The organism is Mycolicibacterium sp. ND9-15, from assembly GCF_035918395.1.
Taxonomy (GTDB): domain Bacteria; phylum Actinomycetota; class Actinomycetes; order Mycobacteriales; family Mycobacteriaceae; genus Mycobacterium.
In genome coordinates this window covers 4,391,985-4,402,746 of the sequence record NZ_CP142362.1, presented here as the reverse complement: position 1 = coordinate 4,402,746, position 10,762 = coordinate 4,391,985, and the positions used below count along the sequence as shown (strand labels likewise).

Below are 10,762 nucleotides of genomic sequence, written 5' to 3'. Positions count from 1 at the left end.
CCGACCACCCCAAACCCGAAGGGCACCAGGTATCGAAGGGTGGCTTCCCCCAGCCAACCAACATGTGGTGCCGCAACTTCCAAACCCTACTTCTGCTTCAGCCCTCCCGGCTAGGTGTTTGGGCAAAGTTTTTCATTCGGCTCTCGAAGCGACTCAGTAACGCCTGCGCGAGTTGCAGGAGCGGTCGCCAATCGCGGCTTCCTGCTGAGACTGCGGTGACTTATCTGCCGGTTACGGGCCATTACTGTTGACCCAGGCCGGACTATCTCACGATGACGTTTGCCCGCTCGCTAGAGGTAGTAGCGAATAATCGGTTCCCAAGGCAAACATGGATCGGCAATGCGCAGTGAGTGTCGAACGCCGGGCGTCCCTGCCTCACTGTTGATTTCGAAACGACTGGCTAAGTTCTTGCCGAATCTGCCCGAACTGCGTTCTCACTAGCCGGGGTATCTCGACCGCAGGTGACTTACTCTTCAGACGTGGAAGCCCCGGCGCGCGCTGCTATTGGCCTCGCGATCCTCGCCGAGGGTCTGACCAAACGGTTCGGTCATGTGGTGGCCGTCGAGGACCTGAGTATCACCGTCGCTCCCGGCGAGGTGTTCGGGTTCTTGGGCCCCAACGGCGCCGGCAAGTCGACGACGATCCGCCTGCTGCTCGGATTGAGTCGCCCGACCTCGGGCAGTGCAAAGATATTCGGTTGCGCTGCCGGTGATGTCCGTCGCTCCCATGGCCACCTCGCATACGTGCCGGCCGATGTTTCCTTGTGGCCGAGACTGACTGGTGCCGAAATTCTCGAACTGCTTGGCTGCGTCGGCCCGGGTGTCGACGCGGCATACCGCAATGAGTTGGTCGACCGATTCGATCTCGATCTCAACAAGCCGGCCCGGACCTATTCGACTGGCAACAGGCAGAAGGTGGCCCTTGTCGCCGCGTTCGCGACACGGGCTCCGCTTCTCGTGCTTGACGAGCCGACAAGCGGTATGGATCCATTGATGGAGAGGGTGTTTCGCGGCTGTGTCGCAGAAGCACGCGAGCGGGGCCAGGCGGTGTTCCTCAGCTCTCATCAGCTGGACGAGGTAGAAGCCGTCTGCGACCGCGTAGCGATTCTGCGCGCCGGGCGACTCCTCGAAGTGGACAGCATCACCGAGTTACGCCGGTTGCGCCGGACCGTCGTCCAGGTGTCCTACAGCGGCGTTCCGCCCTCCCTCGCTGATGTCGCGGGGGTGTCGAATGTCGAGGAACTGGGTGGCGGACGGTTGCGGTTCAACGTGACTGGGCCGCCCGTGGCTGCTCTTGGAGCGCTCGCCAGAGCCGACATCACCGCGCTCGTGATGCACGAACCGACACTCGAAGAGATCTTCCTCGATTACTACGGAGAGGCGCAGCGATGAGAACCGCCACGCTGCCCGGGTCGCCGCTGAGCGCTGCGCCATCACCCGCTGCCGGGCGGGCGGTGAGCCGACTGGCCATGCGTCAAGTTCGACGCGATGCCGTGGTCGTCGCGTTGGTCTGCGGGGTCATGTCGACATTGGTTGCCAGCCAGTACCGGACAATCCGCAGCCTGCTGGATGAATCGGCATTGCGCGCAATGGCTGGAAATCCGGCCGAGAAGATCTTGTTGGGTCCACCGGTCGCTATCGACAATCCCGGCGGTTTTACCGTGTGGCGCACCGGCACCCTCATCTTGGTGCTCGTGAGCCTCTGGATCATCCTCGCCACCACACGAATCACCCGCGGGGAGGAGGACGCCGGCCGATGGAGTCTGCTGCTCGCGGGACGTCTGCGGATCGAAGACGTCGTCATCCGCTGCTTGGCTGCCCTCGCCACATCCGCGATGCTGATCGGCGCGGCCGTCGCGGCGGGCCTCTTGGCGGCGCGCACTGAACCGGTCGGGGCCGTCCTGCATGCAGCCGGAATCGTCCTCGTCACATCGACTTTCGCGACAAGCGCTCTGCTCGCGGCGCAAATCATGCCGGGAAGATCCGGTGCGACGGCATTGTCCGTCGCGGCTCTGGGTGTGGGCTTGACGCTGCGCATGATCGCCGATAGTTCGCCTCAACTGGCATGGTTGGCATGGGCGACCCCGTTCGGGCTGGCGGCACGCTCAGCGCCATACGCGGACAATCGCATCCTTCCGCTGATCGTGCTGAGTCTGCTTCCGATCGCGCTGGCTGGTGCGACCATCCTTGCGGCGCGCCACCGCGATCTCGGTGACGGGGTTGTGGTGGTGCCGACGAGTCGTCGTCCACGAAAGCGCCTGTTGCACAGTATCGGCGGGTTCGCTCTTCGCCGAACCGGCCGGATCACCTTCGGGTGGGCGGTCGGCGTTGCCGCATTCTTCTGTCTGATCGGCGCATTGCTCGACTCAGTTCTCGAGTTCTTTCAGACTAACCCGGACGTCGCTGAATTGGCCGCCGGCGCAGGGATCAGCACCTTCGACTCTGTGAACGTCTTCGCTGCGCCGCTGTTCAGCATGCTCCCAGTGGCCACCGGTCTCTACGCCGCAATGCGTCTCGCCACGATGGTCGCCGACGAGAAGGCCGGTCGCTGGACCCTGCTTTTCGCCCAGCCGATCACACGTATACGCCTGATGTCGGCTGAACTCGCGGTCACCGTTACTGCGATGTTTGCTTTGCATTGCGCTGCCGGAGTCGCGATGTGGGGCGGTGCGAAGATCACCGGCGCACCGCTGCAGTTCCCCGATGCACTTGCGGGTGCAATGAATTCACTCCCTGTGGCGTTACTCGCGACCGGCGCCGCGGCAGTGGGGGTCGGATGGCTCCCATCCGCCGCCGGCCTAATCGGCGCACTGCCGCTTGTGGGCGGATTCTTGGTGAACGCGATCATGCAGGCGACGAACGCGCCGGCCTGGGTGGCCAACCTCTCGCCGTGGGCGCACCTCGCCGCGGTACCCGACGCACCGCCACACTGGACGGCGATCATCATTTTCCTGCTGATCAGCGCGATGCTGAGCGCGATCGGAGTGTGGGGTTACGTCAAGCGCGATGCCGCAACTTAGGCAAGAGACACGACGTCGGGGACTCGGCGCCGTGCGATCCGTGACCTCGCCCATTCTTTGCTGCCGTCGGCTGCAATTCCCCTCGCCCGACGAGGCCGGAAACGTTACCATTTTGGTTGATCCCGCGTATCGATAGTGGGGCGCGGGGGCAAGCTGGTGATCGAAACGCCGATCCGCTGGCCAACGCTGATCCGAGTCAGCAAACGGTATCGAAAAGAACGGCTTGAAGTTCCGGCTCGCAACGGGAGGTAATTCCGATGGGTTTCATACCGAATTTCTACGAATTGAAAGAGACTGCCGAGGAATCCCTCGACCTCCTCAAGCGGGGCGTCGCAGCGTTGGAAAGACTTGCGGCAGAACAGGCTCGGGCCAATGATCTGTACGCCGAAGTGAACGACGCCTCACAGTCACCAGTTCGGCGCATCACCGAGCTGCAGGCCTGAGCTAGACGCAATGGGGCCGTGGGAGCCACGTGTCGCGCTCCCAGTCGCCGATCGGCCGCGCTTGGCAAAGGTTTCCTCACCCGCTGCGGCGCCTTTCCGCTCGCGCACAATCCCGACAAGCCCACGAGGAGCTCGTGGACAGGTGGTGGTGGACGACGGGTTCGACGTCAGCAGCCAGCGGCGACACCGGGACGGTCCCGAACTTGCTGAATCAACAGTCGGTGATCTCGACGTTGCACATCGGCCCCGATGGCCGCGAGTCACCAGTGGCCGAAATCTTGGCCTCAATCGCGTCGCTCACGGTTTCGAAAGGCAATGTCCGGACATCAGGTGAGCGCATAGCATGCGCGTAGCTACGCGAGGGAGGCGCGGCAATTGGGCGGGGTTGAGAACCTGGACTTCTTCACCGACAAGTCACTTGTCGATGACCCCTACGGGTATTACGACGCGATCCGCCGATGCCCGGTTTGGCGTGAGCCGGCGCATGGTGTGGTGCTGGTGTCGGGCTACGACGAGGCCGTCGCCGTGCAACGCGACCCCGACGAGAACCTGTCGGTCTGCAATATCGTCAGCGGACCGTGGTCGGGGATTCCGGTCGACGCCGACCGTGACGACATCTCAGATCTGATCGAGCAACACCGCCACAGGGTTACGTTCGGCGACTACTTCATCACATTTGACCCTCCCAGGCACACCGCGCACCGCTCCCTGTTGAGCCGGTTGTTCACGCCCAAGCGGCTGAGGTACAGCGAGGACTTCCTCTGGCATCTGGCCGACGAACAAATCAACCGCTTCGCCGAGGAGGGCAAGTGCGAGATCGTCGTCGACTACAACTTCCCGTTCACGCTGGATGCCATCACCAACCTGCTGGACGTACCCGAGGCCGACCGTGAGAAATTCCGACGCGCGGCCACAGCCAGCAGGCTCGAAGGCGAACGCAGCGGGTTCGTCGGCGTAAAAGAGGAGTGGTTCGTCGAGTACATCGAGGAACGCCGGCGCGAACCGCGCGACGACGTCCTGACCGAGCTTGCGCTGGCGAAGTTCCCCGACGGCACGACACCCGAGGCAATTGACGTCGCCAGGGTCGCCACATTCATGTTCGCCGCCGGCCACGGCACGACGATCGATCTGCTGAGTCTCGCGATGCTGATGCTCGCGGAGCGGCCGGAACTGCAAGAGCAGCTGCGCTGCGACCGGTCGAAGATTCCCGCCTTCGTCGAGGAGATGCTTCGCTTCGAAAGCCCGATCAAGTCGAACTTTCGAATGGTGCGACGCACCACCAAGATCGGCGACGTCGATGTGCAGGCCGGTACCAGCGTACTGGTGATGAACGGTGCGGCAAACCGTGATCCACAACGCTTCGACGAGCCCGACGAATTCCGCCTTACGCGTCCAAACATATTGCAGCACATCGCATTCGGTCGCGGCATCCACACCTGTCCGGGTGCCCCGATCGCACGGGCCGAAGCGCGAGTGAGCTTGGCACGCATCCTTGACCGGATGGCCGAGATTCGGGTTTCAGAAGCCAAGCACGGCCCCGCGGGTGATCGCCGCCTCAAATGGGACCGCACCTTTCTGTTCAGACGCCTCAATGAGTTGCACCTCGAGTTCACGCCGATCTAGAAGACGAACGCCGGCACGTGAGGAGCGCCGGCGCTCTCGCCGATAGAGTGCCTCTATGTCCGACGCCGATCGGGGATGGATCACGAATGGGGAGCGACCGCGAACGTCCCGAGAACCGACGAATGAGAAATCGGCGCGAGACTCGGCACTGCCGGCGGTGACTGAGAGGGCGCCGCAACTTCAACCGCTTTATCTGCTGGCGGACAGTCAACTGCTGTTCTGGAAGCGCCAGGATCGGCTGCTGCTCGAGACAGCCCTCGAAGAACTCTCATCGGGCATCCCAGTGAGCGCGGCCTACATCGGTGCCTCTAACGGGGATCGTCCGGAGTATTACGAGATCTTCGAGGCGGCGATGGATGCCATTGGAATCATTGACCGTCGCATGATCGCGTCGTCATTCGGTGCAGACGACCGCTCTTGGCTCGACCGCGCCCAGTTGATCGTTCTCGCGGGCGGCAACGTGCGTCTCGGCTGGAACACGTTCGAAAGTACCGGCATGAAGGATGTGATCCTGGACAGATACGCGCAAGGCGCGATCCTGGTGGGCGTCTCAGCCGGCGCAGTCCAGCTCGGCCGCTACGGCATCGTCGAGACGCCCGAGCCCTCCTCGACTGAGCTGCTCGAAGTGTTCCAGCTCGTCCCCTCGATCATCGACACGCATGACGAGCGAGCCGAGTGGGCTCGGCTTACGCGGACGATTCAGTCACTGGAGGGAGCGGCCACCGGACTGGGCATCCCTTCCGGCGGCGGAGTCGTTGTCCACCCGGATACCAGCATCGAGCCGCTGCGGCGTCCGGCGCACGAATTCCGTTTCGAGGGCACTTGCGTCACGCACTCGCTGTTGTGCGCCGACGACGACCGTTGACGGCGACCTCCTATCCGGCCGGCTCCCCAAGCGCGACAAGCCACAAGAGCAACTCCTTGCCGGGGCGGACCGCCCACCGGGTTCGGGCCCCCTGCGGGTGCCGGCGTCATCGTGCACTTGTCGTAAAGAAACGCGGGTGCGCTTTGAAGATTTCATCCTTTCGGCGCGGTCGGCGTCCTTCCGTTCAGCGCTTGACGTCCACTGCTTCCGATTCGAGTTCGCCGCGACACGACTGCGACAAACACCCGATTATCCGCCCCGCGGTCCCGGTGTCGGTCACAATGCATATGGCAACGCCTCCGCGAAGGGACGGATCGTGGGGTCCTCGAGAAATGGTCATTAGCAGGTCGGATCGCCAGTTGTGGATCACGCGGGCGATCACGATGCGGGCGACGGTCCTCCAATTCGGCGACCGGTATCCATGGGCCGTGGCGATGTTGGCGGTGCCGCTCACGATCTTCTGCCTAGGCGGGGTGGCCACCCAGCCGGTGGTCTTCATTCCGTTGCTGATGCTGACCGCGGTGACTTTAGTCGGCGTCGAAACCCTCGTCGACCAGCAGAGCGCGGGTAAGAACGTGGTGGTCCACGCCGGTATCCAGAAGCGAAACCGCGCACCGCAGATCGACCGACGAAAAGACCGGCCCAAGCCGACTCCGCCGCAACCGGAGTTGGAAGCGCGGGCGCGCGCAGAAGCCGCGGAAGCCAAGACGCTCGCCGCCGAGACGCGGGCGCGGGCAGAAGCCGCCGAAGCTCAAGCCTTCGCCGCCGAAGCCCAAGCCCTGGCGGCGGAGGCCGAAGCGCTGGCCGCCGAGGCGCTGGCGCAGGACAAGGCCACCCAAGTCCGGGCCCTGGCCGCAGAAACTGAAGCGCTGGCCGCCGAGGCCAGGGCGAAGGTGGACCTGGCCGAAGCCGAAGCTCGCGCCGCCGAGAGCAGCGCGTGCTCGCGGGCGAAGGCGGAAGCCGCCGAAACCGAAGCCCGCGCCGCCGAGACGAGAAAGCAGGCAGAAGCCGCCGAGGCCGAACTCCGCGCCGCCGAGGTATGGGCACAAGCACAAGCCGCCGAAGCCCAAGCCCGCGCCGCCGAGACGAGAAAGCAGGCAGAAGCCGCCGAAGCCCAAGCCCGCGCCGCCGAGGCATGGGCACAAGCCGAAGTCGCCGAAGCCCAAGCCCGCGCCGCCGCGGTGCGCGCTTGTTTGCAGGCGCAATCAGAAGCCGCCGAAACCGAAGCACGCGCCGCAGAGGCGAGAAAGCGGGCGGAAGCGGCCGAAGGCCAAGCTCGCGCCGCCGAGGTGTGGGCGGCGGCTAAAGCCGCCGAAGCTCAGGCCCGCGCTACCGAGGCCCGCGCGCGAGCAACCCAACTTCGGCTCGAGGCGGAAGCCAAGGTCAACCGGTTCCCGAAGGTGGATTGACACGGGTGACCCACGGCCGAGCTTTCGGCATCCAACAGGAGATGTCAGTTCTCGCCACACCCGCTGATACCGCTGCTCGGCCACGCTCATCCCCTTCATAGAGGGAATGCCTTCGTATTCGCGCGTTGCCGGTACGGGCGCGGTACGTCTCGGGGTGCTCCCTCAGAACGCCCCGGACGCCGGGGTGAAACGTCGGGGTGGTTAGCGAAGACACGCCGAGAACTGTCTGAAGTCGCGTCGGCCGGCTTGTTGGTGGCTGGACGCGGCTGACGCGATGCGCGGACTGTCAATGCATTCGGGCGCTGCCGCCAAGGCCGATCTCGAGGACGCTACCGGTGATGACGCCCGGGTCGGTGACCAGATACAGAAGTCCGCGGCTGACGTCCTGGGGCGAAATCCACGGCTGGGGAATCGGATTCGCCTTCATCATCCGACGGACCAGGTCGTCGGGGACGTCGTCGCCGCCCTCGGGTTGCACCATCGGTGTCTGCACCGTGGTCGGGCAGATGACGTTGACCGTGATGCCGTCCTTTGCGACCTCCAGGGCGACGGACTTCGCGAGTCCGATGACGCCCCATTTGGTGGCGTTGTATGCCGCCAACTCTGGGATGCCCATGCGGCCACCCATGGACGACGTCACCAGGATCCGGCCGAAGCGCTGCCGTCGCATCACCGGTATCGCTGCTCGCAGCGTGTGGAATGCGCCCGTCAGATTGGTGTCGACGAGTTGGTGCCAGGTCTCGTCTGTCACTTCTTCCAACGGCCCGGTGCTCACGATTCCGGCGTTGACCACCACGATGTCGAGGCTGCCCAACCGGTTCACGGTTTCCGCGACGGCTGCGTCCACCGCCGCTGCGTCGCGCACATCCAGCGCGATGGGAATGCAGATGCCGCCGAGCTCCTCGACACGCTTGGCCGTGCGGCGCAGATCGTCCTCGGTGCCGAGGGGATACGTCAGGTTCATCGGGCGGGGCACGTCAGCGATGACGATGTTCGCCCCCTCCGCGGCCAGCGCCAAGGCATGGGACCGGCCCTGCCCACGCGCTCCCCCGGTGATGAAGGCGACCCGACCGTCTAGCGCACCCATGGTTAGCTACAGTAACGCTTGCCGGGCAACGTGTTTCGCCGGATCAGGAATCGGGGTCGGAGAAGACCGGCCGCTCGCCCGACATGCCGGCCACCACGGCGGCGATCTGATTGGGCTTGCCGATCAACCCGGTCTGCAACTCGGATTCGAGCGACAGGGCAGTCCCCGCGTCGTTGCTGGTCCAGGTCTGGTTGTAGAGACGCTTGGCGGCCCGCACGGCATCCGGCGATTTCCGTGCGATCTCCTCGGCGAGCGCCAACGCCGACGAGAGCGGGTCGTCAGCAGTGCGAGTGACCAGGCCGAGCGCACAGCCGTCGCTCCCGGAAACTATGCGGCCAGTGAACGTCAACTCCTTTGCGACGTCGACGGATACCAGCCGCGGCAGTGTCTGCGTGATGCCCATGTCGGGGACAAGGCCCCATTTGACCTCCATGACGGACAGTTTCGCGTCCGGGGCAGCGATGCGGATGTCGGCGCCGAGCGCGATTTGCAGACCGCCCCCGAAGCAGTTGCCGTGAATCGCGGCGATTACCGGTGCCGGCACCAACGACCAGTCATAGGTCACCCGCTGTGCGAAATTGGCCAGATGGTCGTCGCCTCGCTCCAGGAGCACACCCGTGCCGCCGGACCCGGCCATGAAACTTGCCACGTCAAGACCGGAGCAGAAGCTCTTGCCCTCACCGTGTAGCACCACCGCTCGAACAGATGTGGCATCGGCCAGTTGCTCGGCGGCGTTCACTAGGCCTTCGAACATGGCTCGGTCCAGCGCGTTGTGCTTGTCGGCGCGAACCATCGTCACCGTCGCAACGCCGGTCTCGCCGATCTGCACCCGAACTCTCTCTTCGCTCACGGTGGCAAACTTACCGCGATGAGCATCTGGGGGCTGCCGTCCAGAGAGGACGCTCAGCGCTGCTCGGGCCTGTTGCGATCGCCCACAAAGCTTCCGGCCACGCGGTAGTCCGAGGCATCGACACTCCTCTGTGCACCGCGTCATCGCGTCGGCGCCGCGCCAACGGCAGCGCACCTCCAGGTTCTCGGTCACCAAACCGGAACGCTACTCCCAATTGGACCATAGTCCAGTTAGACACAGGGTTGCTGACGACGCTTAAGGCTGAACCCGTGCCAAGGGGGGTAAACCCCCCATCAACTTGGAGGTCAACCTCGTGGTGTCGCGTGGCGACACTTCGTACTTTGAAGGCATGGCTGACATGAATACCGACCGCGACGTAATCGAGGGCGCCCTGGCGCTCATCGAGGCTGACGGCGGGTGGACGCAAGGCACCTACTGCCGCGACGCCGAAGACAACGAGGTGCAGCCATCAGTCGACTCGCCGGGCGACTGGGTGCGGGTGCGCACCGAGCACGTCGGCGCGGGAGGCTACCGGGTACGCACCGAGCCTGTCGCCGCCCCATGCAGCTTCTGCCTGGGAGGGGCGCTACGTACGGCGGCTGGCTATTGGCACAGCGGGCAGCCTTACGCGGCGCAAATGCAGGTCGATCGGCTGGAGTTACTACTGGTGCGGCTCGCCAACTCCGCCGACGCAATGAACTGGCCGAACCTGGACGCCTTCAACGATGACGTACACACCACCGCGGCCGACGCGGTGCTGATGCTCAAGCGCGCCGCCGTGCATCTCGACGCCCAGATGCACGAGCGGCCGTAAGCAGCCCAGTTTTCAGGAAATCTGCACGATGCGGATGCCCATGTCCTGGCGGCTGCTGTTGAGGCCAACTCGGGCGGATAGTCGCAGTCCACGCGTTCGCTTCTGAGTGTCGCCACCTATGCGCCCTTCCCGTTGCGCCAGCGGGCCTGCGCCGCGATCCTCGCCCCCGCCGACCGCTTGCGCCCCACCGACTCACCCACCACCGGCAACGCCAACGCCGCGCTTAGGCTCTCAGCCAACTTCCGATGCAACCGAATCTCACCCAGCAACGGATGCGACTTCGGTTGACCAGTCGAACCCTCCACCACCGGCTCCGCATCCTTCATCGCCGCCGTCAACCGATCCAACTCGTCAACCGTGCGGCACAACGCCGCCAACAACGCCAGCTCAGCCGGGTCCAGCACTTAACCCGATGTAACTTCCCGCCACATCGAGCGGCCCCGCGTCTTCAAACCCGCCGGGACCGGCCTACTTTTCGCTGAACCGACAGCCTGAGCGGTTGCCTGACCACATAGACCAAGCGATTGCCCACCAGTCATCAGCACCTCCAAATCTGTTGCAAATCACTATGATCCAACCGCAACACAACACCATTCGACACGCGAAAGTTGTCGCAGCACAACACCGCAACCTCCCAAAAAAAATGGAACCC

10 protein-coding genes are annotated in these 10,762 nt (G+C 64.3%); 7 read left to right on the top strand and 3 right to left on the bottom strand.

Annotated features, from left to right (window positions below):
* Window positions 1-479: 479 nt before the first annotated feature.
* The 6 genes from QGN32_RS20990 to QGN32_RS20965 all read left to right on the top strand — a co-directional run bounded on the left by QGN32_RS20990 (window position 480) and on the right by QGN32_RS20965 (window position 7,359).
* Complete coding sequence (locus QGN32_RS20990) at window positions 480-1,391, top strand: ABC transporter ATP-binding protein (RefSeq protein WP_326546173.1); 912 nt, start codon at window positions 480-482, stop codon at window positions 1,389-1,391.
* Complete coding sequence (locus QGN32_RS20985) at window positions 1,388-3,019, top strand: ABC transporter permease (protein WP_326546172.1); 1,632 nt, start codon at window positions 1,388-1,390, stop codon at window positions 3,017-3,019. The genes QGN32_RS20990 and QGN32_RS20985 overlap by 4 nt, the downstream gene beginning before the upstream one ends.
* Window positions 3,020-3,276: 257 nt before the next feature.
* Window positions 3,277-3,462: a hypothetical protein gene (locus tag QGN32_RS20980; protein ID WP_326546171.1), complete on the top strand. Its 186-nt coding sequence runs from the start codon at window positions 3,277-3,279 to the stop codon at window positions 3,460-3,462.
* 375 nt (window positions 3,463-3,837) lie between these two features.
* Window positions 3,838-5,085, top strand: coding sequence for a cytochrome P450 (locus tag QGN32_RS20975; protein WP_326546170.1), 1,248 nt, complete (start codon window positions 3,838-3,840; stop codon window positions 5,083-5,085).
* Between the two features lie 55 nt (window positions 5,086-5,140).
* Window positions 5,141-5,950, top strand: coding sequence for a Type 1 glutamine amidotransferase-like domain-containing protein (locus QGN32_RS20970; protein ID WP_326546169.1), 810 nt, complete (start codon window positions 5,141-5,143; stop codon window positions 5,948-5,950).
* A gap of 332 nt (window positions 5,951-6,282) precedes the next feature.
* Window positions 6,283-7,359, top strand: a complete 1,077-nt coding sequence (locus QGN32_RS20965; RefSeq protein WP_326546168.1) for a hypothetical protein — start codon at window positions 6,283-6,285, stop codon at window positions 7,357-7,359.
* A gap of 286 nt (window positions 7,360-7,645) precedes the next feature.
* On the opposite strand, the gene QGN32_RS20960 is transcribed toward QGN32_RS20965, so the two are convergent.
* Entirely contained in the window at window positions 7,646-8,446 is an 801-nt protein-coding gene (locus tag QGN32_RS20960; RefSeq protein ID WP_326546167.1) for a mycofactocin-coupled SDR family oxidoreductase, read from the bottom strand.
* 43 nt (window positions 8,447-8,489) lie between these two features.
* The gene (locus tag QGN32_RS20955; protein ID WP_326546166.1) at window positions 8,490-9,296 is read right to left on the bottom strand and encodes a crotonase/enoyl-CoA hydratase family protein; all 807 of its coding nucleotides are present in this window, start codon (window positions 9,294-9,296) and stop codon (window positions 8,490-8,492) included.
* A gap of 349 nt (window positions 9,297-9,645) precedes the next feature.
* Between QGN32_RS20955 and QGN32_RS20950 the strand changes: the two genes are divergently transcribed.
* Window positions 9,646-10,110 carry a DUF6197 family protein gene (locus tag QGN32_RS20950; protein WP_326546165.1) on the top strand — a complete coding sequence of 155 codons (465 nt, stop codon included), beginning with the start codon at window positions 9,646-9,648 and terminating at the stop codon, window positions 10,108-10,110.
* Window positions 10,111-10,226: 116 nt separating this feature from the next.
* Here QGN32_RS20950 and QGN32_RS20945 read toward each other — a convergent pair whose 3' ends face one another.
* Window positions 10,227-10,514 (bottom strand): P27 family phage terminase small subunit, encoded by a 288-nt coding sequence (locus tag QGN32_RS20945; protein WP_326546164.1) that lies wholly within the window; start codon window positions 10,512-10,514, stop codon window positions 10,227-10,229.
* Window positions 10,515-10,762: the final 248 nt, after the last annotated feature.